The organism is Lentzea waywayandensis (genome assembly GCF_900115955.1).
Taxonomy (GTDB): domain Bacteria; phylum Actinomycetota; class Actinomycetes; order Mycobacteriales; family Pseudonocardiaceae; genus Lentzea; species Lentzea waywayandensis.
This window is the reverse complement of sequence record NZ_FOYL01000013.1, coordinates 273,383-296,291: the sequence shown is the minus strand read 5'-3', so window position 1 is coordinate 296,291 and position 22,909 is coordinate 273,383. Positions and strand designations below refer to the sequence as shown.

The 22,909-nt window shown below is 69.0% G+C and carries 25 protein-coding genes; 13 read left to right on the top strand and 12 right to left on the bottom strand.

The window, feature by feature from the left end; translation table 11 throughout:
• Positions 1-169 precede the first annotated feature (169 nt).
• From BM417_RS37755 to BM417_RS37735, 5 genes are read left to right on the top strand one after another with little or no spacing between them, the layout of a single operon-like run.
• Positions 170-850 (top strand): acVLRF1 family peptidyl-tRNA hydrolase, encoded by a 681-nt coding sequence (locus BM417_RS37755; protein ID WP_093604439.1) that lies wholly within the window; start codon positions 170-172, stop codon positions 848-850.
• A gap of 31 nt (positions 851-881) precedes the next feature.
• Entirely contained in the window at positions 882-1,253 is a 372-nt protein-coding gene (locus BM417_RS37750) for a hypothetical protein (RefSeq protein ID WP_143138978.1), read from the top strand.
• 10 nt (positions 1,254-1,263) lie between these two features.
• Positions 1,264-1,767, top strand: coding sequence for a SigE family RNA polymerase sigma factor (locus BM417_RS37745; RefSeq protein WP_093604435.1), 504 nt, complete (start codon positions 1,264-1,266; stop codon positions 1,765-1,767).
• Positions 1,767-2,228 carry a hypothetical protein gene (locus tag BM417_RS37740; protein ID WP_093604433.1) on the top strand — a complete coding sequence of 154 codons (462 nt, stop codon included), beginning with the start codon at positions 1,767-1,769 and terminating at the stop codon, positions 2,226-2,228. The genes BM417_RS37745 and BM417_RS37740 overlap by 1 nt, the downstream gene beginning before the upstream one ends.
• 16 nt (positions 2,229-2,244) lie before the next feature.
• Entirely contained in the window at positions 2,245-2,721 is a 477-nt protein-coding gene (locus BM417_RS37735; protein WP_218164687.1) for a GNAT family N-acetyltransferase, read from the top strand.
• Here BM417_RS37735 and BM417_RS37730 read toward each other — a convergent pair.
• Positions 2,687-3,271, bottom strand: a complete 585-nt coding sequence (locus BM417_RS37730; RefSeq protein WP_093604431.1) for an NAD(P)-dependent oxidoreductase — start codon at positions 3,269-3,271, stop codon at positions 2,687-2,689. The genes BM417_RS37735 and BM417_RS37730 overlap by 35 nt on opposite strands.
• Positions 3,268-4,149 (bottom strand): EamA family transporter, encoded by an 882-nt coding sequence (locus BM417_RS37725; RefSeq protein WP_245822508.1) that lies wholly within the window; start codon positions 4,147-4,149, stop codon positions 3,268-3,270. Before BM417_RS37725 ends, BM417_RS37730 begins: the two co-directional genes overlap by 4 nt.
• Before the next feature lie 79 nt (positions 4,150-4,228).
• Here BM417_RS37725 and BM417_RS37720 point away from each other — a divergent pair, with 79 nt between their 5' ends.
• Positions 4,229-5,116, top strand: coding sequence for a LysR family transcriptional regulator (locus BM417_RS37720; RefSeq protein WP_093604427.1), 888 nt, complete (start codon positions 4,229-4,231; stop codon positions 5,114-5,116).
• Between the two features lie 50 nt (positions 5,117-5,166).
• Here the strand turns inward: BM417_RS37720 and BM417_RS37715 are convergent, their stop codons facing one another.
• Positions 5,167-5,931 (bottom strand): SDR family oxidoreductase, encoded by a 765-nt coding sequence (locus BM417_RS37715; RefSeq protein WP_093604425.1) that lies wholly within the window; start codon positions 5,929-5,931, stop codon positions 5,167-5,169.
• Positions 5,932-6,078: 147 nt separating this feature from the next.
• Here BM417_RS37715 and BM417_RS37710 point away from each other — a divergent pair, with 147 nt between their 5' ends.
• The 5 genes from BM417_RS37710 (at position 6,079) to BM417_RS37690 (ending at position 11,463) form a co-directional block, all read left to right on the top strand.
• A complete protein-coding gene (locus tag BM417_RS37710) occupies positions 6,079-7,707 on the top strand; it encodes an ABC-F family ATP-binding cassette domain-containing protein (RefSeq protein ID WP_093604423.1) in 1,629 nt (542 codons plus the stop codon).
• Positions 7,708-7,881: 174 nt separating this feature from the next.
• Positions 7,882-8,091: a helix-turn-helix domain-containing protein gene (locus tag BM417_RS37705; protein ID WP_030473247.1), complete on the top strand. Its 210-nt coding sequence runs from the start codon at positions 7,882-7,884 to the stop codon at positions 8,089-8,091.
• Between the two features lie 58 nt (positions 8,092-8,149).
• The gene (locus BM417_RS37700) at positions 8,150-8,962 is read left to right on the top strand and encodes an enoyl-CoA hydratase/isomerase family protein (RefSeq protein ID WP_093604421.1); all 813 of its coding nucleotides are present in this window, start codon (positions 8,150-8,152) and stop codon (positions 8,960-8,962) included.
• Between the two features lie 93 nt (positions 8,963-9,055).
• Positions 9,056-10,942: an ABC transporter ATP-binding protein gene (locus BM417_RS37695; RefSeq protein ID WP_245822506.1), complete on the top strand. Its 1,887-nt coding sequence runs from the start codon at positions 9,056-9,058 to the stop codon at positions 10,940-10,942.
• A 275-nt stretch (positions 10,943-11,217) separates the two neighbouring features.
• The gene (locus tag BM417_RS37690) at positions 11,218-11,463 is read left to right on the top strand and encodes a hypothetical protein (protein ID WP_093604417.1); all 246 of its coding nucleotides are present in this window, start codon (positions 11,218-11,220) and stop codon (positions 11,461-11,463) included.
• A 3-nt stretch (positions 11,464-11,466) separates the two neighbouring features.
• On the opposite strand, the gene BM417_RS37685 is transcribed toward BM417_RS37690, so the two are convergent.
• Both BM417_RS37685 and BM417_RS37680 read right to left on the bottom strand, forming a co-directional pair.
• Positions 11,467-13,023 carry a penicillin-binding transpeptidase domain-containing protein gene (locus tag BM417_RS37685; protein WP_143138977.1) on the bottom strand — a complete coding sequence of 519 codons (1,557 nt, stop codon included), beginning with the start codon at positions 13,021-13,023 and terminating at the stop codon, positions 11,467-11,469.
• Between the two features lie 79 nt (positions 13,024-13,102).
• Complete coding sequence (locus tag BM417_RS37680) at positions 13,103-13,843, bottom strand: SIS domain-containing protein (RefSeq protein WP_093604413.1); 741 nt, start codon at positions 13,841-13,843, stop codon at positions 13,103-13,105.
• 102 nt (positions 13,844-13,945) lie between these two features.
• Here BM417_RS37680 and BM417_RS37675 point away from each other — a divergent pair, with 102 nt between their 5' ends.
• A complete protein-coding gene (locus BM417_RS37675; protein WP_143138976.1) occupies positions 13,946-14,128 on the top strand; it encodes a hypothetical protein in 183 nt (60 codons plus the stop codon).
• Positions 14,129-14,151: 23 nt separating this feature from the next.
• Here BM417_RS37675 and BM417_RS37670 read toward each other — a convergent pair whose 3' ends face one another.
• Positions 14,152-14,979: a helix-turn-helix domain-containing protein gene (locus BM417_RS37670; protein ID WP_177320825.1), complete on the bottom strand. Its 828-nt coding sequence runs from the start codon at positions 14,977-14,979 to the stop codon at positions 14,152-14,154.
• Between the two features lie 536 nt (positions 14,980-15,515).
• Entirely contained in the window at positions 15,516-16,442 is a 927-nt protein-coding gene (locus tag BM417_RS49530; RefSeq protein WP_177320824.1) for a pentapeptide repeat-containing protein, read from the bottom strand.
• 452 nt (positions 16,443-16,894) lie between these two features.
• On the opposite strand from BM417_RS49530, the gene BM417_RS37660 reads away from it, so the two are divergent.
• The gene (locus BM417_RS37660; protein ID WP_093604405.1) at positions 16,895-17,227 is read left to right on the top strand and encodes a hypothetical protein; all 333 of its coding nucleotides are present in this window, start codon (positions 16,895-16,897) and stop codon (positions 17,225-17,227) included.
• 32 nt (positions 17,228-17,259) lie between these two features.
• Here BM417_RS37660 and BM417_RS37655 read toward each other — a convergent pair whose 3' ends face one another.
• The 5 genes from BM417_RS37655 to BM417_RS37635 all read right to left on the bottom strand — a co-directional run bounded on the left by BM417_RS37655 (position 17,260) and on the right by BM417_RS37635 (position 22,882).
• Positions 17,260-17,865 (bottom strand): RICIN domain-containing protein, encoded by a 606-nt coding sequence (locus BM417_RS37655; protein WP_177320823.1) that lies wholly within the window; start codon positions 17,863-17,865, stop codon positions 17,260-17,262.
• 16 nt (positions 17,866-17,881) lie between these two features.
• Positions 17,882-18,100, bottom strand: coding sequence for a hypothetical protein (locus tag BM417_RS37650; protein WP_093604401.1), 219 nt, complete (start codon positions 18,098-18,100; stop codon positions 17,882-17,884).
• Between the two features lie 133 nt (positions 18,101-18,233).
• Positions 18,234-18,467 carry a hypothetical protein gene (locus tag BM417_RS37645; RefSeq protein WP_093604399.1) on the bottom strand — a complete coding sequence of 78 codons (234 nt, stop codon included), beginning with the start codon at positions 18,465-18,467 and terminating at the stop codon, positions 18,234-18,236.
• 108 nt (positions 18,468-18,575) lie between these two features.
• Positions 18,576-21,335: an ATP-binding protein gene (locus BM417_RS37640; protein ID WP_093604397.1), complete on the bottom strand. Its 2,760-nt coding sequence runs from the start codon at positions 21,333-21,335 to the stop codon at positions 18,576-18,578.
• A 593-nt stretch (positions 21,336-21,928) separates the two neighbouring features.
• Positions 21,929-22,882, bottom strand: a complete 954-nt coding sequence (locus BM417_RS37635) for a DUF7669 domain-containing protein (RefSeq protein ID WP_143138973.1) — start codon at positions 22,880-22,882, stop codon at positions 21,929-21,931.
• Between the last annotated feature and the right edge of the window lie 27 nt (positions 22,883-22,909).

Sequence of the window (22,909 nt, the reverse complement as noted above, 5' to 3'; positions counted from 1 at the left end):
GATGGAGTCAATGGTTAAGCCATACGGTTGATGAGTTCACGCTTTCGAGACTCATCTGTCAAGCGTTCCGAACCCATCAGTAACATCTTCGTGCCGTGCACGGGCTGTGTCGGGTCGGCTCTAGTGTGTGCACGTCCGCCAACTCGGGTGTGACCAAGGGGTGGGACACATGAGCCGAGTGCGGCCGGTTCCAGGCGGGCGGGCCGTCGAGGTCGAGCCGGAACGGATCGAGGGCTGGATCGCCCGGTTCGCCGACCGGCACGGCGCCGTCGACGTCCAGGTGAGCGAGACCGAGGTCGAGATCACAGCGAACGACGGCGCGACGGCCACGTTCACGACGCGCGGCGGTACCTCTGTAACTGAGGTGATCGAGAAGCTGACGGAGCCCCGCAGGATCGGCCTTCTCCTCGTGCGGCTCGGCGGCCACAGCATCGGGGTGGCGTTCGGCGGCAGGGTCGAGGTGTCCACCACCGACCGCAAGCAGGTCCACGGCCGCATCAGGGCCGGCGGGTGGTCGCAGCAGCGGTTCGCCCGGCGCCGGGAAGGTCAGGCCAGGGTCGCGCTCCAGGCCGCCGCGGACGACGTCGCCAGGGTGCTCGTCCCGCGCCTGTCCCAACTCGACGGCGTGGTGCTCGGCGGCGACTGGCAGGCGCTCGACGTCCTGCGCAACGACCGCAGGCTCTCGGGCGTCTTCAGCAAGGCCGAGGCGCGCGTCCTGGACGTGCCGGAACCCCGGCGCGCGGTCCTGGACGAAGCCGCGCAACGAGCCCGCTGCGTCGAGATCGTGATCCAGGACACACGGGCAACCGGACGAGAGTCCGGCCGCATGGATACGGGTGAGGGTGCCTGATCCTGGCACCACTGACCTGCTGGAGCTGCAAGTGCGCAAACGAATGGTGATCGTGGCCGGAGCGGTCGCGCTGGGTGCCATCGGCATCGCGGTGCCCGCCCTCGCGCTGAGTGGCGGCGACGGTGCGCCCCAGCCCACGACCTCGGCTCCGCAGCCGCCTTCCTCCACCACGACCGAGGCGCCGTCGACCACGGTGCTGCCGCCGTCCTCGACGACGTCGGCCCCGACGAAGACGCCGACGACGTGGACCACGCCGACCCCGACCTCCTCGAGGCCGGCGCAGCCGCCCACCAGCGCGCCGATCTCTACCTCGCCCGAGGCGACGAAGGTGCCGGTCTCCTCGACCCCGGTGAACACGAAGACCCCCACCTCTTCGCCGGTACCGACGACGCCGGCCCGGTGAGGAGCCACCGCTGAACTGGGAGGCTGAGTTCACCGACTGCTTCGACCGGTGCGCCGACTCGATGCGCTTCACGGCGTTCCTGCTGTGCGGCAACTGGCACGAGGCGGAAGACGTCATGCAGTCGGCGTTCTTGAAGCTGTACCTGGCCGGTCCCAAACTTGCGGACCGGTCGGGGCTGGAGCCGTACCTGCGTCAGATCGTCGTGCGGACGTTCCTCGCCGAACGCCGCAAGGTGCGGTGGCGCAGGGAGAAGCTGACTGACGCACCCCCAGAGGGCCTGTCTTCCGTCGTGGCGGCGGAAGACAGGCTCGTGGTGTGGCAGGCGCTCACCGCCGTGCCCGCACGGCAACGCGCTGTCCTCGTGCTGCGCTTTTGGCACGATCTGAGCGTCGAGGACACGGCGGCGGCGCTGAAGTGCTCGACGGGCACGGTGAAGTCGCAGAGCAGCAAGGGCCTGGACGCGTTGCGGCGCAGGCTCGGCCCGGAGTTCGATCACTTGAGGCTGGAGGTGTGATGGTTCGCGAAGACGACCTGCGGGCGACTTTCTCCGCTCTGCACCAGGAAGAGGCGCCGCCGCGGGCCATCACGGCGGCTGACCTCATCCAGCGCGGCCAGGCCGTGCGCTCCCGGCGCCGCACCATCGCGGTGGTCGGCAGCGGGCTCGCGACCGTGGGGGTCGTGGCGGTGGCGCTCGCCGTGCTGCCCGCCGCGGCACCCGTGGAACCGGCGACTCCAGGGCCGTCCCCGACCACCACGTCGTCGCCGGTCCCGCCGCCGTCCTCGTCGCCGACCTCCGTCGGGTCGCTGGAGACCACCAGCACGCCGACGAACACCACTCCGCAGTCCAGCAAGGTCGCGCCGCCGCCCGCGACACCGCCTGCCTCCGCGCCGAACAGCACGTCGTCGACCGTCACGAACCCCCCGATGTCCTCGACGGGACAACCGGTGTCGACTTCCCCCTCGACGACCCGCTGAGCGGCACACTCCAGGCATGAGTGCTCAGATCCGTCTGGTCGAGGTCACCGACGCCAACCGTGACGCCGTCATCGCCGTGCGCGTGCACCCCGCGCAGGAACGGTTCGTCGCGTCCGTCGAGACGTCCTTCAAGCACGCGCGGGAGAATCCCGAGGCCAAGCCGTGGTTCCGCGCGGTCTACGACGGCGACACACCCGTCGGGTTCGTCATGCTGAGCTGGAATCTCGTGCCCACGCCTGATCTGCGCGGGCCGTACTTCCTGTGGCGGCTGCTCGTGGACGCCGGGCACCAGGGCCGTGGCTACGGCACCGCGATCCTCACCGAGGTCGTGGCGCTGCTGCGGGAGGCGGGTGCCACCGAGCTGTACACCAGCTGCGTGCCGGGGGAGGGGTCGCCGCAGCCGTTCTACCGCGCGTTCGGGTTCGAGCCCACCGGGGAGGTCGACGACGACGGCGAGATCATCCTGCTGCTGGACCTCGGCTCGCGACCGTGAACCGGCGGTCCTCGCCCGGGTTCTCCAGTTCGTCGAGCACCGCGACGGCCAGGTCCTCGACCGAGATCGAGGACGGTCCGACGAGCAGCGCGTCCGTGCCACGCCGGTAGGTGCCGGTGCGCTCGCCCGGTTCGAGCAGCTCGGGCGGGCTCAGGTAGACCCAGTCGGCGCGATGCGCCTCGCACTCCGCCAGCTGACGCATGCTCGCCTCGGCGACGGGACGGATGTGCGGCGGCACGTACCGTTCGTCGTCGAGCACGAGGCCGGTGCCGTCCGGTGTTCGCAGCGGCGCGGCGCCACCGACGACGATGACCCGTGTGCGTGTCGCGAGTGCCGCGTCGAGCAGCACTGTCGAGGTGACGCCCGCGGTGGCCACCACCGCACCGTCCACTCCGGACAGAACGCTGTCCATCAGCTCCCGGTCGGTGGCGTCACCGCGCACGTCGCCGCCGCTGCGGGACACGGTCGTCACGTCGTGCCCGCGCCGCACCGCCTCGGCGACGACCCTCGATCCGACCATGCCGGAAGCGCCGACGACCGCGATCTTCACTGGAGAACTCCTTTGACGAGAACGGGTGCCGGTCGCTGGCTGGCCAGGATCGCGGCGAGAGCGAGTGCGAAACCGAAGAGCTGCACCGGGTCGAGCGTCTGACCGAGCACGACGACGCCGAGCAGCGCGGCGACCATCGGCGACAGCAGGCCGAGCATGGAGACGGACGTGACCGGCAGCGTGCCGATCGCGCGGAACCACAGGACGTAGGCGAGCAGGCCGCCGACGCCGCCGAGCCACAGGTAGCCGAGCAGGGCGGTCAGGCCGATCGCCGGCGGCGGCCCCTCGAACAGGAACGTCACCGGCACCAGGAACAGCCCGCCCGCGGTGAGCTGCCAGCCCGCGAACGCCATCGGGGTCGCCCCGGCGGGCCTGCCCCACTTCTTCGTCAGCGTCACGCCGAGCGCCATCGTCGCGGCGCCGCCCAGCCCGGCCAGCACGCCGACCAGGTCGAAACCCGCCGCCGGACCGAGCACCACGAGCCCGACGCCCAGCATGCCGATCACGCCCCAGGCGAGCCGCCACGCGGACGCGTTCTCCTTGAGCACGCCGACCGCCAGCAACGCGACCACGAGCGGCTGTGCGGCGCCCAGGGTGGCCGCGACGCCACCGGGCAGGCGTTCGGCCGCGATGAACAGGAACGGGAAGAACAGGCCGATGTTGAGCACGCCCAGAGCGGCCGCCTTCGCCCACCACGAACCACGCGGCAGCGTCCTGGTCAGCGCCAGTGCGACCAGGCCGGCGGGAAGCGCGCGGAGCAGGCCGGCGAACAGCGGGTGCCCCACCGGCAGCAGTTCGGTCGTGACCACGTAGGTCGAGCCCCAGACCACCGGGGCGAACGCCGCCAGCGCGGTGCGGGAGAGGTCGCTGTTCTTCACGTCATCCAGTGTTGGCTCGCGCGATCGATGAGTCCAACACATGCTTTTCATCTGATCCATCGTGATTCAAGATGGATCGGTGGAGCTTCAGCAGATGCGGTACGTGGTGGCGGTCGCCGAGACGGGCAGCTTCACGCAGGCGGCCCGGCGCTGCCACGTGGTGCAGTCGGCGCTGAGCCATCAGATCGCTCGTCTCGAACGGTCGCTGGGCGCGCGGCTGTTCGAGCGCACCAGCCGCAGCGTCCGGCTGACCCCGGCGGGTGCGGCGTTCCTGCCGTCCGCGCGGCAGTGCCTCGACTTCGCCGAACGGGCGGTGGCCGAGGTCGCCGCGGCGGTGGGGGAGGTGCGCGGACGGGTCGTCGTGGGCGTGATCCCGACGGTCGCGGCCGTGGACCTGCCGGCCGCGCTGAAGGTGTTCCGCGAGCGGTATCCGCAGGTGCGGGTCGCGTTGCGGATGCTGTCGAGCCTCGACATGGTCGAGCAGGTGCGGCAGGGCACGCTCGATCTGGCGTTCCTCGGGTTGCCGCTCGGGGTGCGGCCGGAGGGCGTGCGCGGGCGGGAGCTGGCGCGCGACGAGCACGTGGCCGTGGTGGCGCCCGAACATCCGCTGGCACGGCAGGAGTCGACGAACCTGCGGGCGCTGGCGGAGGAGTTGTTCGCCGACTTCCCGGCGGGATCACCGGGACGCATGCAGTCGGATCAGGCCTTCTCGATCGCGGGGCTGCACCGCGAGGTCGCGTTCGAGGTGACGACCGCCGAGCTGATGGCCGGGCTGATCCGGGAAGGACTCGCGGTGGCCGTGCTGCCGTCGCGGTACACGCCCCGGCTCAGCGGCGTCGCGACGGTGCCGATCGTGGGCGGGCCTTCGCGCGTCGAGCACCTCGTGTGGAGCGCGGCCGGGCTGACACCGGCGGCCGCGGCGTTCCTGGACGTGCTCGGTGTGCCCGAAACTGTCGGTGGTGCCTGAGAGAATGAAAGCAGGGGACCCCCTGCGGGGGACCCCTGCGTGAGCGTGGCTCAGCCCGCGGTGCCCGTGGAGAGCAGGCCGCCGTCGACCCGGACCGTCTCACCCGTGATCCAGGAAGCCTTGTCGGAGCAGAGGAACGCCACGAGAGAGGCGACGTCCTCGGGCGTGCCGAGGCGCTTCATGGGGTACTGCTGCGAGGCTTCCTCCTCGCGGCCGACGTAGAGCGCCTCCGCGAACTTCGTCTTCACCACGGCGGGCGCGACGGCGTTCACGCGCACCTTCGGGCCGAGCTGCCACGCGAGTTCCTCGGTCAGGCGGATCAGCGCCGCCTTGGACGCGCCGTACGCGCCGATCACGCCCGTGGACCGGATGCCGCCGATCGACGCGACGTTCACGACCGCGCCGCCGTGCTCGCTCATCCACGCCTTCCACGCGAGCTGGATGAAACCGAGCGTGGCCACCACGTTGACGTCGAAGATCTTCCGGACGGCGTTCAGGTCGGCGTCCATCAGGAACCCGTATTGCGGGTTGATGCCGGTGTTGTTGACGAGCACGTCGAGGCTGCCGAACTCCTCGACCGTGCGCGTGACGACCTCTTCGCGGGACGCGTCGTCGCCGGCGTTGCCCTGAACCGTGAGGACCTTGCCGCCGGTGTCGGCCTCCAGCTGCTTCGCCGCCTCGGCCAGCTGGTCGGCCTTGCGGCCCGTGATCGTGACGGAGGCGCCGCGAGAGAGGAGCTCGCGTGCGATGCCGTAGCCGATGCCGCGGGACGCGCCGGTGACCAGCGCGGCCTTGCCCGAGAAGTCTTCGCTCATAGCCGCAATGTATGCGCCTGGCCACAGGTGGGAAATTCGATGGTCGTGATCCCGTAGAATGGCTTGCGTGATCCTCCTGGAGTAGGCCGAACCGGACGTGCCATCCCTTGTCATGCCCGGAGTTGTTGTTACTGCTCGGAGTTTCTCTTGATCACCGCAACTGACATGGAGTTGCGCGCGGGCTCACGCATTCTGGTGAGCGGCGCCAACCTGCGCGTTCAGCCCGGCGACCGCATCGGCCTCGTGGGCCGCAACGGTGCCGGCAAGACCACCTCTCTTCGCGTTCTCGCCGGTGAGGGCCAGCCCTACGGCGGCGCCATCACCCGCAAGGGCGAGCTCGGCTACCTGCCGCAGGACCCGCGCGAGGGCGACCTGTCGGTCATCGCCAAGGACCGCGTGCTGTCCGCGCGCGGCCTCGACCAGCTTCTCCGCGACATGGAGAAGGCCCAGTCGAAGATGGCCGAGCTGGTCGACCCGAAAGAGCTCGACGTCGCCGTCACCAAGTACGGCAAGCTCGAGGAGCGCTTCTCCTCGCTCGGCGGGTACGCCGCCGAGTCCGAGGCCGCCCGCATCTGCTCGAACCTCGGCCTGCCGGACCGCGTTCTGGCGCAGCCGCTGAGCACGCTGTCCGGTGGTCAGCGCCGCCGCGTCGAGCTGGCCCGCATCCTGTTCGCCGCGTCCGAGGCGGGCATCGGTGCCAAGTCGAGCACGATCCTGCTGATCGACGAGCCCACCAACCACCTCGACGCCGACTCGATCACGTGGCTGCGCGGCTTCCTCAAGTCGCACGACGGCGGTCTCGTCGTGATCTCCCACGACGTCGAGCTGCTCGACGACGTCGTGAACAAGGTGTGGTTCCTCGACGCGATGCGCGGCGAGGTCGACATCTACAACCTCGGCTGGAAGAAGTACCTCGAAGCCCGTGCGACGGACGAGAAGCGTCGTCGTCGTGAGCGCGCCAACGCCGAGAAGAAGGCCGGCGCGCTGATGACGCAGGCCGCCAAGATGGGTGCGAAGGCCACGAAGGCCGTTGCGGCGCAGAACATGGCGAAGCGCGCCCAGAAGCTGCTCGACGGTCTCGACGACGTGCGCCAGAACGACAAGGTCGCGAAGATCAGCTTCCCGTCGCCCGCCCCGTGCGGCAAGACCCCTTTGATGGCAGAGGGTCTGAGCAAGTCCTACGGCTCGCTGGAGATCTTCACCGGCGTGGACCTGGCCATCGACAAGGGTTCCCGCGTCGTCGTGCTCGGCTTCAACGGCGCCGGCAAGACGACGCTGCTGCGGTTGCTGGGCGGCAGCGAGAAGGCGGACGCCGGTGGCGTCGTCCCCGGGCACGGCCTGAAGATCGGCTACTTCGCGCAGGAGCACGAGACGCTCGACCACGACGCGTCGGTGTGGGAGAACATCCGGCACATGGCGCCGGACGAGCAGGAGCAGCGGCTGCGGTCGTTGCTCGGCACGTTCCTGTTCAGCGGCGAGCAGCTGGAGCAGCCCGCCGGCACGTTGTCCGGTGGCGAGAAGACGCGGCTGGCGCTGGCCGGTCTGGTGTCGTCGGCGGCGAACGTGCTGCTGCTCGACGAGCCGACGAACAACCTCGACCCGGCCTCGCGCGAGCAGGTTCTCGACGCGTTGCGGCGCTACGAGGGCGCGGTCGTTCTGGTGACGCACGACCCCGGCGCGGTCGAGGCGCTGGAGCCGGAGAGGGTCATCCTGCTACCCGACGGCACCGAGGATCACTGGTCCGAGGACTACCTGGACCTCGTGCAGCTGGCGTGATCTCCACGCGTCAAAGGACTACCGAACGCGTTCTGTGATCAACTCAGTGTGATCGAATCGACCGTTCGGCGATCTCTTTGCTTGATCACCTGGCGTTCTGCCGGTTCCTGTTCGATCATTGCGACGACAGGGGCCGTAGAACGGCCCACCTGCTCGTACGGAAGGCGGGACAAGGTGGCTGACCTGAAGAAGGGTGCCCGGATCACCGGCGCCACACGGGACAAGCTGGCCGCTGACCTGAAGAAGAAGTACGAAAAGGGCGCGAGCATCCGGGCTTTGGCCGAGAGCACCGGGCGTTCCTACGGCTTCGTGCACCGGGTTCTGTCGGAATCCGGGGTCACGCTGCGCGGTCGCGGTGGCGCCACCCGGACGAAGAAGAAGTAGCCCCGACTCAGACTGCTACTCTCCGGTAACTAGCTTCTAGTTCGCCGGAGGTAACGACATGCCAGTGCCCTCAATCGACGCTGGCTTGCTCGAGCGCGGTGGTGTTCGGCTCGCGATCTCCGGGCCGCGCGCGACCATCACGCTCGATCGTCCCGACGTGCTCAACGCGCAGACGCCGGCTACCTGGCAGGCGTTGCGGCACATCGGCGAACAGCTGGACCCGGACGTCCGCGTCGTGGTCGTCCGGGGCTCCGGCCGCGCCTTCTCGGCGGGGCTGGACCGGCGCATGTTCACCGGTGAGCCCGTCGACGGCGAACCCGGTGGTCTCGGTGCGATCCTGGCGCTGTCTCCCGAGGAGGCGGACGCTCGCATCGCGTCGTACCAGGCTGGGTTCGCCTGGCTGCGCGACCCGGCACGCGTGACGATCGCCGCGGTGCAAGGGCATGCCATCGGCGCCGGTTTCCAGTTGGCGCTGGCGTGCGACTTCCGCGTGCTCGCCGAGGACGCGCAGTTCTGCATGGCCGAAACCGGGCTGGGTCTGGTGCCCGATCTCGGCGGCACACTGCCGTTGGTGCGACTCGTGGGGTACTCGCGCGCGGCCGAGATGTGCGTGACCTCCCGTCGTGTCGCGGCGGAGGAGTCGCTGCGGATCGGCCTCGCGAACTCCGTCGTGCCCGCCGAAGGGTTGGACGGCGCCGTTGACGAGCTCGTGGCTGCCGTTCTGAAGCCTCTCGCCGGTGCCGTCACGGAGACGTTGGCGCTGATCGCGTCGGCGGCTTCCGGCGTTGACGCGGAGTCGCAGCTCGCGCTGGAGCGTGCCGCCCAGCTGCGCCGGCTGCAGTCCTTCGCGGCCCTGTCCGCTCAAAGCTGAAACTTTCCGCGCTCCTAGTCGCGCGCGACGGAATTGTCGGACCGCTGTGCTGTTCTAGTCAGCGTGGACGGATACAGCTCTTGGCGATTCATGATGGGGGCGACCTCCGAAGCGCCCTCCAAGGTGCGCCGGGGGACGTTCCGGCGCGTACTGGCCTTCGCCCGGCCTCATCGGGCGAAGCTGGTGGTGTTCCTGCTGTTGACGGTGGTCTCGTCGGTGCTGGCGGTCTCGACGCCGCTGCTGGCCGGCCGGGTGGTCGACGCGATCGTCGGCGGCTCCGCGCCGTCCGTCGTCGTGTGGCTGGCCGTGGCGATCGCGCTGATCGCCGTGGTCGACGCCGGCCTGGGCGTGGTCGAGCGCTGGCAGTCGACGCGCATCGGTGAAGGCCTGATCTACGACCTGCGTCGTGCCGTGTTCGGCCACGTGCAGAAGATGCCCGTCGCATTCTTCACGCGCACGCGCACCGGTGCGCTCGTCTCGCGGCTGAACAACGACGTGATCGGCGCCCAGCGCGCCTTCACCTCGACCCTGTCCGGCTTCGTCACGAACATCATCCAGCTGGTGCTGTCGCTGGGTGTCATGTTCACGCTGTCGTGGCAGGTCACGGCGTTGGCCCTGGTGTTGTTGCCCGTCTTCGTGCTGCCCGCCAAGCGGATGGGCCGCCGGATGGCGGACATGCAGCGCGAGGCGTCCACCCTGAACGCCTCGATGGTCACGCAGTCGACCGAGCGCTTCTCGGCGCCCGGCGCGACGCTGGTGAAGCTCTTCGGCCGCCCCGACCGCGAGGAGAAGGAGTTCGGCGAGAAGGCCGCGCAGGTCCGCGACATCGGCATCCGGACCGCGATGGCCACCCGCTGGTTCATGACCGGCCTGACGCTCGTGTCGGCGCTCGCGCAGGCGCTGGTCTACGGCCTGGGCGGCTACCTGGCGCTGACCGGTCACCTGGCGGCAGGCGCCGTCGTGTCGCTCGCCCTGCTGCTGACCCGCCTGTACGCACCGCTGACCGCGCTGGCGAACGCCCGCGTCGACCTGATGACCGCGCTGGTGTCGTTCGAGCGCGTCTTCGAGGTGCTCGACCTCGACCCGATGATCAAGGAACGCCCGGACGCGCGTTCGGTGCCCGACGGCCCCGTGTCGGTCGAGTTCTCCGATGTGCGCTTCGCCTACCCGTCCGCGGACAAGGTGTCGCTGGCTTCGCTGGAATCAGTGGCCACTTTGGACACTCGCGGCGGCGAGGAAGTGTTGCACGGCATCAGCTTCAAGGCCGAAGCAGGCCAGCTGGTGGCGCTGGTCGGCTCGTCCGGTGCCGGCAAGTCCACCCTTGCCTCGCTCGTGCCACGCCTCTACGACGTCGACTCCGGCGCCGTGCGTCTGTCCGGTGTGGACGTCCGCGACCTGACCTTCGACGCGCTGCGCTCGTCCGTCGGCGTCGTGACGCAGGACGGCCACCTGTTCCACGACACGATCCGGGCGAACCTGGAGTACGCGTCGCCCGGCGCCTCCGACGACGACCTGTGGGACTCGCTGCGCCGGGCCCGCCTGCTGGACCTGGTGACGTCGCTGCCGGACCAGCTCGACACCGTGGTCGGCGAACGCGGCTACCGCCTGTCCGGCGGCGAGCGCCAACGCCTCACGATCGCGCGCCTGCTGCTCGCCAAGCCCCGCGTGGTGATCCTGGACGAGGCCACCGCACACCTGGACTCGGAATCCGAGGCCGCCGTGCAGGAGGCCCTCACCGAGGCACTGCAGGGCCGGACCTCACTGGTGATCGCACACCGGCTCTCCACCATCCGCGCGGCAGACCAGATCCTGGTCCTGGAACACGGCGACATCGTCGAACGAGGCACGCACACCGAGTTGATGACCGCCGAGGGCCGCTACGCGGACCTCTACAACACCCAGTTCGCCGAGCCGCCGGTCGTCGGCGTCCTGCCGACGCCGAAGTTCAGCGAACGGCTCGGGGTACCGCAGACGAACTGACCCCGCGAAGGGCCCGGCCCAGCCGTCCGGCTGGGCCGCGGCTCATCCGCCCGGCCGGGTGATCGGCCGATGTCCCGGGGACTCCGCTCCGCCACGGTGAGAACCGGCGACTCCGGGGCGCGTAGGCAGGCCGCCAGGCGTTGATCGCCGGGGTGGAGGACGGTTCCGAGGGCGCGATGGACGCGTGAACGGCTCCAAGGGTCGGCAACGACGTGCGTGGCGGGTGCTGCGAGGCGGGCGCTGCGAGGCGGGCGCTGCGAGGCGGGCGCTGCGAGGTGGGTGCTGCGGACCACCTGCTCGAGGACGCTCCGCGTGACGAACTCGTGCGCGCGTTCCACGCCACCGTGCGAGGCGAGGCGGTGCTCGCCCGCACGGTGGCGTTGCTGATGAAGCGGTGTGTTCAACGGCCGCTGCGGTGCTTGGCCCAGGTGAGGTGGAGGTGTCGCGGGTCGTCGCCGGCCGGCCTCTTCAGCGCCGAGGCGTTCCACCGCGGGCTGCTCGTGCCGCGCGAACAGCGGTGATCGTCACCTGAGGAACGCCGCCGTCGCGTTCAGAGCGCTGGCCGACGACCCGGCGTCCTCCACGAACACCGCGAACGCCACGTTGTTCTGGTAGCCGACGAACCAGCCGTGCTCGGTGCCGCCGCCCGCCTCCGCCGTGCCGGTCTTCCCGGCCAGGCCAGGAATTCCGGCGAGCTGCTTGGCGGTGCCGGCGGTGACCACCTCGCGCATCATCGCGCGCAGCGGCTGAAGGACGGCGGCAGGCGGTGCCGCGGCCACGTCGTTCGGCTCGGAGGGCTTGCCTCGCATGAGGGTGGGCGCCGGGGTCTTGCCCGAGGCGACGGTGGCGGCCACCAGTGCCATGCCGAACGGGCTGGCGACCACGTTGCCCTGGCCGAAGCTGTTCTCCACCTGCTGGTCGCCGGTGGCCGGCGGGACCTTGCCGGTGTTCGTCTCGGCGCCGGGGATGTTCCAGTCGGCGCCCAGACCGAAGCGCTTCGCCATGGCGGGGAGGGCGTTCGCGTCCAGTTTGGCGCCCAGGTCGCCGAAGGTCGTGTTGCAGGACAGGGCGAACGCCGTGTGGAACGGCACGCTGTCGTGGCCGAAGCCCGCGTTGGTGATCGTGCGGGTGCCGATGGTGGCCTTGGCCGGGCAGGGGACGGCGGTGCCGGACTGGACCAGGCCCGCGTTCATGGCCGCGGCGGCGGTCACGATCTTCAGCGTCGAGCCGGGGGCGTAGCGGCCGATGAACGGGTTGGTGCCGCTCAACGCCTTGTTCTGCGCCACGGCCAGGATCTCGCTGGTGGAGGCCTCGATCGCGACGATCGCGGCGCCCTGCGGGAGTGCGTCGACGGCCGCCTGGGCCGCGGCCTGCCGGGCGGGGTCGATGGTGACCGTGATCTTCTCGCCCCCTTCCGCCTTCTTGCCGTCCAGCGGGGTGAAGGCGCCGCCCGCGGTGATGCCCACCTCCCAGCCGTCGGTGCCCTTCACGTCGCCGGCCGTGCTGGTGATCGTCTTGTAGAGGCCGTCCGGGATCGTGCCCTGGACCAGCGGCTTGCCGTCGCGGCCCAGCAGCGCGCCGTCCGCCAGGGCCTTGCGGTAGGTGAGCGAGGAGCCCTCGGTCAGCTGCGGGTGGATGAGCGCGGGGGTCCAGTGGACCTTCCAGGCGCCGTCCGCGCGGATCATGGGGATCTTGACGTCGTACTTCAACAGGGCGGCGCTCGGCATCGTCCAGGTGACGGCCGCGGTGAGCTCGGCGGTGGTGGCGTCGGCCGGCGGTGGTTCGGACGTCTTCACGGCGGCCTGGTAGGCGGACGTGCCCATGCCGGCCTTGCTGGCTTCCAGTGCCGTGGTCGCCGCCGCGGGTGCGTCGGTGAAGACGGCGGCGCTGGCCGGGCCCGAGATCGCCCTGGTCAGGAAGCTGGTGGCGACCTGCGACGGTGTCTCCGCGGGTTTCGCCGGTTCGTCGACGACCACCACTGTTCTGCTGCCCGACCAGAGCAACGCGCCCGCCACGCCGACTACGGCCGTCGTGGCGAGCGCGCCGCTGATCAGGATCCATCTACGAGTTTTCGGCTCCACTGTTGAAGACCCCCCAGGTCAGTGCTTTCCCCGGTGGGAGAATAACGGTGGCGCGCTGAGAAACCCTGAGGATTTCTACCTATCCGAGCTGCGGGATCCGGGTCTGGTAGTGGCGGAGCAGGTCGGCGTTGGCCGCGTCGCCGCCCTCCACGTTCGCGCTGCGCCACAGCGGCAGTTGCACACCGGACGCGGCGGCCTTGTCGAGAAGGCGGACCATCAGCAGGTTCCACAGGAACGTGGTGGCCAGCGTCGAGACGGCGGCGGTGACCGGGGCCGACTCCGGGTAGGTGGAGTCGCCGGGCGGGACCAGGTTGTCGAGGACGACGGTGGACACCTCGGCCAGGGTCGCGCCGGCCCGCCGGGGGGCCTGGGCGCTGGCGGCCACCGAGGTGACACCGACGACCGGGCAGCCCTTGCTCGCGGCCTCCTGGGCCAGTTCGACCGGGTAGTAGTTGACGCCCGAGGTCGAGAAGACGAACAGGACGTCGTGCGGGGCCAGTCCCGACTCGCGCAGCACCTCGCCCGCGAGACCGGAGCGGCGTTCGGCCGAGGTGCTGCTGATCGCGCCGTGCATCGGCAGCAGTTCGGGGTGGTAGATCGGGCGGACGCAGGCCAGGCCGCCCGCCCGGTAGAAGGTCTCGGCGACGGCCGCCAGTGAGTGTCCTGCGCCTGCGGTGAGGATGATGCCGTCGGCTTCGACGGCGGCCAGCACGAGCTCGGCCACGTCGTCGAGCGCGGCCGCGTTGTGCTGCTCGACGCGCGTCAGATGCGTGCGCACGAGATTGCCGTAGTCGGACCCGGTCACGATGTCGGTCGTCATGCCGGTCAGTAGTACCGGATTGCTGATGACCCCACCAGTAACCCAGGCAGCACAAACCTCGATACGCGCGATGAGGGGGTGTGGCGGCACTCGGCGGAGGGGGTGGGTTGGATCACGCGGTACTTCTACTTCTGGGTGGTGCTGGTGGCCGTCTTCACGGCTGCGGCGGCCACGCACATCGCGCTGGCGATCACCTACTCCGAGCTGTGGCCGGTGTGGGTGGCGCTGGCGTTGCTCGTCGTCGCCGGTGGGTGCGCCAGGGCGGCGGTACGGGCAAGGCCTTAGAACCGTTCTGACAACGAGCCGGCTCAAGCCAGCAGTTCGACGCCCAGCGCCGACGCGGTGTGCAGCACCGAGTTGCGGTGGCGCTGGGCGACGGCCAGGCCCGCGTCACGCAGGACCGAGGCGTGGGCACTGGCCGAGGCGGCGGAGATTCCCAGGCGGCGGGCCAGCTCAGTGGTGGTGCAGCCGCCGGCGATGACCTCCAGGGCGGCGGCGCGGGTCCGGCCGAGCAACGCCTCCAGCGACCGTTTGCCGGTGCTCGTCACGTGCAGGTCGCGTGCGATCGGATAGACGAGCACGGGCGTGCGGCTCTGGTCGCGGAGCATGATCGGCCGTTCCCAGCAGAAGTACGACGGCACGAGAACCAGGCCCTGGCCGCCCAGGTGGACATCGCGCTGCGGGAAGCGCGACTCGATGGACAACACCGACGGCGTCCACGAGATCGTCGGGTGCAGCGAAGCGAGCATGCCCTCGCAGCCGCTGTCCAGAAAGGACCGTGCCCGCACCGCGCGGTCGGCGTCGACGACGGCGCGGACCTCGTCCCAGATCGGGGCGAGCGCGTGGCCGTGGTAGGCGCGCAACGCGTCGCCGAGCGAGTCCAATGTGGCCACGTCACCGCCGGCCAGCAGGTGCGTGCGCGGGTCGAGATGGTGCCGGCGGTCCAGTTGCTCCAGGTCCGCGCGCAACGACTCCGCGGGCGTCGACAGCACCGCCTCGATGCCCGCGTCCACGGCGCACGAGCCCGCCGTGGGCGTCAGGAAGTCGGGGGAGTAGCCGACCGGCGGCGCCAGCTGCATGAGCCAGCGCGTGTCGTCGGGCAACGTCGCCCGCACGGCCGCGCTGTAGGGTCTCACGGCCGATGACTTGCTGGTCTTCTGCGAGCTGCACGTTCCTGAGCTGTCTCGCGCCAATGTCACCATGATCAGTCTCAGCAGTCGTGACATTTCCTCAGCAGCGGGTTCACTTCCCATGAACGTGTTCGACGGAGCGCGTGCCTCAACTGGGCTCGCAGACGAGGCCGATGTAGGCGGACGATCGCGAGGGTGGCGAGAGCCCAGAGCAGGGGCTTGGAGTGTCCAGAGCGTGTACGTACAGACTTGGCCGCAGCGGGTGGCGCCGTCGAGATCGCAGCGAGCGCGGAGTCCGGTCGCGCCCATGGGCAATGCGTCGGGGCCAGCGCGATGCCTGCTCCCGGGTGCCGGTCCATGATCTTGACCGGCACCTGGTGCACATCGGCCTTCACTCCGCTGTCATCGAGGTTCGTCCTGCGGGAGATGCTGGTCAGTTCGGTTCGGCCGGGCCGACGAAGACTGCCGCAGAGACGGGCGCGTGGCCGAGTCAACCTCGCTCGTCGAGCCTGGTGAGACGATCCGGCCGGGAGGACCGCGTATTACCACCATGCGCCTTTGGTGGTGGCGTCCTTGATCGCAGTGGAGATGTCGGTGGCGGGTCCGTGTTTGGCGTCGGTGAGGTCGGCTCCGGACAGTTTGACGTTGGTCAGGTGCACGCGGGTCAGATCGGCGTAGGTCAGGTCGGCGTTGGTCAGGTCGGCGCCGTCGACGAACGTGTACGAGCCGAACTTGGCGCTGCTGAGCCGGGCACCGACCAGGATGGCGTTGCCGAAAGCGGTCAGCCCGGTGTGTGCCTGGTAAAGGTTGGCCTCGGTCAGGTCCGCCTCGAACAGCGACATTCGCGACAGATCCGCTTCCGGCGCGTTGACCTTGGTCAGACAGGTGCGGCGCAGGTCGATCATTATCTGGGAATCGTTCGGCGGCCTGCGGACCAGCACCCGAAACGCGGCGTGCGCGTCCGCCGGTGTCTCCGGGCAGGCGCGATCGGTGGGCCGAGGGCTCCGGTCACGGAGGAAGGCGGCCAGCAGTTCCTCGACCGCCGTTCGATCGCGCGGGGAATCCACGGCGACCCGCTCCAGGGCGTAGATCCCGCCGATGCGCAGGTGAACCTTGTCCACCCCCTGGCTGGCCAACTGCTCAACCGCGCGGAGGAAACGGTCGGTGAGCAGGGTTTGCTCACTGATCCCGATCTGCTGACGACTCGCCTGCAGCGACAAGCCGGTGAACACCAGCGCCCCGACCGCGGTCAGCGCAGTGACCAGACCGGTGGTCCGTGCCCAGTCATGCGGCTGCCGTTCACCGCCGGCGCCGGTCCGCTTGCGGATTAACAGCACCGCCGCCGCCAATACCGGCACGACGGCAAGAGCAGGCCACCACCGCGCCAGCCACTCCCCGCGCGGCAGGGAGCCAAGCACGGCCAACTGGCCGATCAGCAGGCCCACACCCGCCACAGCCAGCAGCGTCAACCACACACGGGATCTCATATCCGACACATCGCCGCCCAGACGTAATTGTTAGGCCAGGTGAGCGGGTACGACGCGATCAACTGTCCCGTTGACAAATCCGGGGCCATTGGTCTGAACCGTGGTGGAACCTGCCGAAGTCCCGAGCGCCTGCCCTGGGGCGCAGACTGGCCGACGCCGACAAGCGGCGCGTGATCCTGGCCCGCCGCGCCGAAGGGCAATCCCAATGCCTCTGCAGCCGCTGCGCCAACGCGACCAGGAGACCACTACAGCTACTTCTTGGGTCAAAGAATGAACAATCCCAGTTGGCATGAAATGGCACTAGTGTCATTTCATGCCAAGATCTTTGGGAAAGTGTGATCTTCTATGAACTGCGGAAACGTTGCGCGTCTCACTGCGTCACTAACATGATCAGTCTCAGTTGTCGTGACGTTTCCTGAGCGCCGGAGCTCGAAGTGCCGAACTTCGGTTACCCCGTGGGGTGGGTCGAGAAGCACCCGCGGTTCCTCGCGGACACGACCGGCGACGGCCGCAAGGGCATCGTCGGCTTCGGGGACGGCGGGGTGTGGGTGTCGCGGAACCTCGGTGCTGGCAAGTTCGAGGCACCTCAGCTCGTCGTGACCAACTTCGGGTTACGCCGCGGGAGGGATGGCGGGTCGAGCAGCACCCGCGGGTCGTCGCCGACACCACGGGCGACGGGCGCGCGGACATCGTCGGGTTCGGGAACGCCGGCATCTGGTACTGCCGGTCCTGAGCCGTCGGCGACTGATCCGGCACGCGACCCGTGACGGGGACGCACCCGTCCCCGTCACGGCAGTGGTCAGAACCACCGTTGCATGGTGCCGCCCCAGCAGTTCCACTGCTGCAGGACCGCGCCGCTGGTGGTGTTGCCGCCAGGCACGTCGATGCACAGTCCTGTCGCGCGGTTCTTGAGGTAGAACTGGTTGTTGCCGAGCTGGAACACCTGCCACTGCTGCATCAGGCCCTCGTTCCCGCTGCCCCAGCAGTCCCACTGCTGCACCTGCACCCCCCAGGCCGGGTCGCCGCCGGGGATGTCGAGGCACTTGCCGTTCTGGACGTTGCGGATGCGGTAGTAAGCGGTGCCGGTGTAGGCGGCGTCGTCGAGCCACCACCTCTGCATGTCACCACCCCAGCATTCCCACTGCTGGGCTTTCACCCCGTTGCCGCCTGTGCCGTCGGGGATGTCGATGCATTTGCCGGTCTGGACATTTCTGAACAGGTACGGGCCGTGGGCGCTCGCCGAGGCCATCGGCGCCGACCCGAGCAGCGGCGATCCCAGCACGGCGGTGATGGCGGCAAGCACGGCCGATAGGGATAGCTTCGTCTTGCGCATAAGGCGTTTGCGGAACACACCGCCCTCTGCCCTGGGCGTGTAGCCGGACACGCGTCCCATGTAGTGGTTCATCATCGGCTCCTAGTGCTCAGTGGAAGTAGGCGCCAGCGTCGAAGTGCGGAGCGCCGGGATCGTGCGCGACGTCGTGTGGAACGAACGCCGCGTCGTGCTTCGAGCCCGCCCCGGGATCGTGAGCTGACGTGCTCGCGCCAGCGGTCGAGTGCTCGGAGCCGGTCGACTGGTTCGGATCGTGCGTGACGTCAGCGCCGGTGAGCGGTGTCGACGATCCCGGGTCGGCGGCGTGCACGGAGTTCTGGGGATTCTGCAGGAATGCGCCCGCGGGATCGACCGCCAGGTTTTCCCTGGAAAGCCAGTTCTTCCAGGGTATGGCTGTCGTTTTCGGGGTGACCCCGCGACAGTGGTGGCTCCACGTTGCGCGCTTAGCGTGTGCTGTGGAGGAAGTGCGTGATGAGGTCGATCACGAACGGCGCCGCCAAGACGAGGACACCCAGCGCGATGAGTGACGCGACGAGGCTGCCGAGGAAGCTCCCGCGCTGTCCGCGCACGATCCGGCGTGACTGTTCGCTGGCGCTTCGAGCGCGTGCCGCAGCGTCGGCGCCGGCCTTGGCGGCGTTCTGGCCCTGCCAGTTGGGAGGAAATCCGGGGCTGCTCATGGTCTTTCCCCTTTTCGCGTCTGTGTGCTGGGCTTTCTAGCGCTTGCAGACGCTACGAGCTGCAGTGCGCGACCGGGTCCGTAGAACCACGTATCCGCGGCACGCATCTCACCGCTGCTGGGCGGACCAGGCAGCGATCTGTGTGCGGTTGGCTAAGCCGAGCTTGGCGAGGATGTGCTGTACGTGGGTTTCGACCGTGCGCTCGGAGAGGTGTAGTAGTGCCGCGATCTGCTTGTTGGTCAGGCCCTGGGCGACGTGTCCGGCAATCTCTGCTTCTCGGCGCGTGAGACCATCGCGCACGTCCCCGCGCAACTTGGCCGCGAGCTCTGCGACACGCCGTCGCAGGGGATGCATGCCGAGGTGTCCAGTCGTGTCCATGAGACCGGCGCACAGCGCGACCGCTTCCTCGGTGTCGCCGGGACGGTGGCGGCGTGACAGCACGCAGGCCAGATGCCATCGGCCGAACGCTGCGTGAGGCACGATGCCGGCTGTGTCGTCGGCGGCGATCCCGAGCCGGATCTGACGCACCCCGTCGTCGAAGTGTCCGCAAGCGGCTTCGGCCAGGCCGAGGTACGTGCGCACCGAGCCGGCGTTCGCCAAGGAGCCTGCCCCGCCGGTGACGAACAGGTCGGCGTGGGGCCGCAACAACCCTGCCATTCTCGCAGCGAGCTTTCGTTCGTCGAAGAGCCAGGCCAGCTCGGCTCGGACCGCGACGGCAGACAACAGCACCGGCCGTGGATATCCACCTTCGTCGGCGACACTGCGGGCAAGCCGACGCGCGCGGTCGAAGTCGCCGTGTTGTGCCCAGTAATAGCCGTATGCCGGCAGGAGGTTGGCCGGGACAGACCGCTCGAATTCGGCGTGCTGCTCGTCGGTGAGGAGATCGAGGCCGGTCAGCCCATCGAGCAGGATCAGGACGAACGTCGACACGCCGAACGCTGAGCTGTGTGTGCGGCCGTCGACCAGCTGTATGCAGCGCCGCGCTGTGTCGACGGCGTCGTCGAAGCGGCCGCGGGTGATCTCGATGGCGGTGCGGCTGCGCAGGTAGTGCCACGTGGCGAGCGGACGGCGCAGGCGTTCGGCCAACCGCCGCATCGGAGGAAGTGCGGCCTCGGCATCGTCGATGCGGCCCAGCATCATGAAAGCATCGAAGCGCCAGAGCCAGCCCCACAAGCGCGTGTCGTCGTCCTGCTCGGCCTCACCGAGCGCGGACATCCGCTCGGCCAGCGCGAGCCGCTCGTGCACGCCATCGGGCCCCGAGCGGGCCATTTGCCGCGAGCGCAGCGCGGAACGCAGCACGGACACGTCCTCGAGCCGCTCGGCCATCGCGAGTGCTTCAGCGGAATACCGATCAGCATCCGGCCCGCCCACGAAGCTGGCTTCGCCGCCGACCAGGGCCAGCAATCGGGCCCGCATCGAGCTGTCCTCCGCACGTAACTGGGCCAGGGCCTCAATGGCCAACCGGCCACCGACGAAGTCGCCCCACGGATTGGAAACCCCCTCCATCGCCAAGGCGACGGCCCCAAGCGCCTCCGGGTCGTTCGCGGCACGAGCCGCCTCAGCGGACCGGCTGAGGACCTCGGAAGCAGACTGGAGATCGCCGTCGCGGGCCAGCGCTGTCGCGTGCCGCAACAGCAGGCTGGCGCGGTCGCCTGCGGTCAGCGGAGCGCCGGCTTCCAACGCCCGCCGGTACAGCCCGGCGGCCTCTTCCCACGCCAGGCGATCCAGCGCCTGGTCTCCGGCGCGTTCAGCCCACTCCGCGGCCTGGCAGGGATCGCCTACCGGTGCCGAGGCCAGCCAATGGTGAGCGATCTCCGCAACGCGCTCGGCAGCGTCAGGTCGCGTGGCGAGCCAAGTAGCCAGCTGGGCGTGGGCACGTGCGCGGGTCGCCGTGGGCAGGTCGGCTCGCGCGGCCTCCCGGATGAGGTCATGCCGGAACTGCCGGTTTTCGCCGGGAGCCAGCAATCCCGCTGCGGAGGCCTCGTCGAGGGCGTTCAGCACGGTCTCGAGGGGCCTTCCGGTCACCGCCGCCAGCTGGGAGGCATCGAGTCCGCTGCCCAGCGAAGCCGCGACCGCGACCAGTTCGCGGCAAACGGGGTCGAGTCGGGCCAGCCGCGCGCGGACTGTGTCGAGTACGCCGTCAGGCACCGCCTCGGCAGCGCTGTCGAGCAGCGGGACCATCTCGTTGACGAAGAAGGGATTTCCGCCGGTCCGGTGGCAGACCAGAGCCGCGATCTCGGCGGTGACCGGCACGCGAGCGGCGGCTTCCAGTTGTCGATGCACGTCCACGGGCAGCAGCCCGGCCAGACGGACGCGGACGAGTCCCGCCTCGTGGGAAACAGCGGCGAACGCGTCGGCCAAAGCCTTCCCACCGCTGGGTTCGGTGTCCCGGTAGGTGGCGACAAGCAGCAGACGGGAGCGAGCCATACCGCGCGCGACGTGCACGAGCAATGCCATCGACGCCGCGTCGGCCCACTGGAGATCGTCGAGGACGACGACGAGACCGGCGTGCCGCGCGTGTTCCCGCAGCTGCTCGCTGAACGTTTCGAACGCCTCGAAGCGGGCGATCATCGAATCGGTGGTCGTGCCTCCATCTACCAACGCGGACGGCAGCGAAGCATTCAACGCGCGAGCGATTTGACGGAAGAGCCAGTACGGCGGGCTGCCCTCGTCGTCACTGGCACGTCCCCAGACGACCGGGATGTCCGAGGCCTCCGCGCGGGCCGCGACCTCGCACGCGAGCCTCGTCTTGCCGATGCCCGGCTCGCCGCCGATGAGAACCAGCCGCCCGCTGCCCAACCGCGCTTCGTCAAGATGGCCAGCAAGTAACTCAGACTCCTCGACCCGGCCAACGAAAACACCCCGCATGCCCGAACAATAGGGCTCTGCAGCCAAATTGTGCGGCAGATACCACCGCACGGGTCATGCGCAACACCTGCTCGCGACGGCGCTGAAGGGTCTCCGGCGTGACAGCGCCGCACCAACAACGGTTGACGGTGGACGAGGCGGTTGCCGTGTTATTCGCAGAACGTTCCACAACAGGGACACGAGCACTCCAGCCCAGATCGGACGACGAGTTTGGCAACATCCGCTCACGCCGTTGATCGGCACTCGGATGGGCAGCGATGATCAATGTCCGTTCTCGGCGATCGTGTCAGGGCGGCGACGTCCTGACGTGCGGCGTGACATTTCCGTTGAGACACAACGGATTGATGCTCGACCCGGAGATGGTCATGCGCGGACGGGAAGCAAGCGGTATCTCGATGATCAGTGTGGGTGTGGCCTCTGACCAGTGATGCGACAGGTGTGTTGAGACAGGCATGCCTTCTCGTGGGCTTACCGGCGATGGCATGCCGTGTCGGTTGAGACTCCTCCGCCTGTGGTGAGACGACGAGCTATGCCGGTGAGACTCCGCAACGTTCACCGAGAACGGACAGCCGGGATCGATGTACTCGCCGGCGCTACCGTTGCGGATATCCACCTTCGATGAAGAAGATCATGTCCACGACCTTGGCTCGGGTGTAGAGCCGCGTGGTGGGCTGCCCGGTCGTGAAGTCGAGCGTGGGCTGGCGTTGCTGATCAATGATCGATGCGTTCGCCCGGTAGAACTCTCCGACCCGTCGTAGCGATCTCCTGCTGAAGGTGGAGACGCCGAAACCCTTCATGAAGTAGGTGTCGAACGCCGGGACGCAGCCGAAGACACCGAGCATCACCTTGGTGACCAAGGTGTCGGATGCTTCGACCGGACGGAGCGCACGACGAACATCCAGCGCAGTTCGGAGGACCAGATCGATGCCATCTCTGTCATAACCGTCGAGATCGAGGTCCCACACCTCCGCAGGAGCGTCGGCGAGGGTCTCGATCAGAGGTACCAGATGGCGGGCGCTTCGCCGCAGAAGACCGGACGACCCCCGCAACATCCCCCAACTGGCGAGGTAGAACCCGAGTTGGAGGCAGCTGACCTCCATGCCGGTAGGCTCACCCCAGGCCGCGACCTCGGTCCGATGCTGCTGGAAGTGGTTGAAGCAGTAGTCGAACGACGTGTACCGCGCACTCGGGTCGCGATCGTGGAAGTACCTGTCGACAGTTGCCTCGATGTCCACGCCGAGCGCATGCTGCGTCATCACTCTCCTGTCGTGGGTGGCGATCTGATTCGGCTGTGTGGGCCCGGGATCGCCATCGAAACGGCGGTACAGGCCGTGCTCGATCCGCGTGATCAGCGGCCGCCGGTTCACGAACATGCTCCGCGATTCCGCAGAAGCGTTCGAGGTTGCGACCTGGATGTGCGCCCGAAGTGACTGCTCCTTCACGTCCGGGTAGTTGCGGCGGAACCAGCCGACCATCTCGGCGGCACGAAATGGCTCCGAGAGGTCCTGCACACACTCTTCGAGTCGATCCCAGATCGTGTCGGCCACGGACCGATCTTCGCCCACAAGGGCCGC

Excerpts from the sequence above, each read along its gene's own strand:
- BM417_RS37740 (WP_093604433.1), top strand. The coding sequence starts at position 1,767 with ATGGTTCGCGAAGACGACCTGCGGGCGACTTTCTCCGCTCTGCACCAG.
- BM417_RS37695 (WP_245822506.1), top strand. The coding sequence starts at position 9,056 with ATGGGGGCGACCTCCGAAGCGCCCTCCAAGGTGCGCCGGGGGACGTTC.
- BM417_RS37755 (WP_093604439.1), top strand. The coding sequence starts at position 170 with ATGAGCCGAGTGCGGCCGGTTCCAGGCGGGCGGGCCGTCGAGGTCGAG.
- BM417_RS37700 (WP_093604421.1), top strand. The coding sequence starts at position 8,150 with ATGCCAGTGCCCTCAATCGACGCTGGCTTGCTCGAGCGCGGTGGTGTT.
- BM417_RS37715 (WP_093604425.1), bottom strand. The coding sequence starts at position 5,931 with ATGAGCGAAGACTTCTCGGGCAAGGCCGCGCTGGTCACCGGCGCGTCC.
- BM417_RS37655 (WP_177320823.1), bottom strand. The coding sequence starts at position 17,865 with ATGAACCACTACATGGGACGCGTGTCCGGCTACACGCCCAGGGCAGAG.
- BM417_RS37735 (WP_218164687.1), top strand. The coding sequence starts at position 2,245 with ATGAGTGCTCAGATCCGTCTGGTCGAGGTCACCGACGCCAACCGTGAC.
- BM417_RS37645 (WP_093604399.1), bottom strand. The coding sequence starts at position 18,467 with ATGAGCAGCCCCGGATTTCCTCCCAACTGGCAGGGCCAGAACGCCGCC.
- BM417_RS37680 (WP_093604413.1), bottom strand. The coding sequence starts at position 13,843 with ATGACGACCGACATCGTGACCGGGTCCGACTACGGCAATCTCGTGCGC.
- BM417_RS37640 (WP_093604397.1), bottom strand. The coding sequence starts at position 21,335 with ATGCGGGGTGTTTTCGTTGGCCGGGTCGAGGAGTCTGAGTTACTTGCT.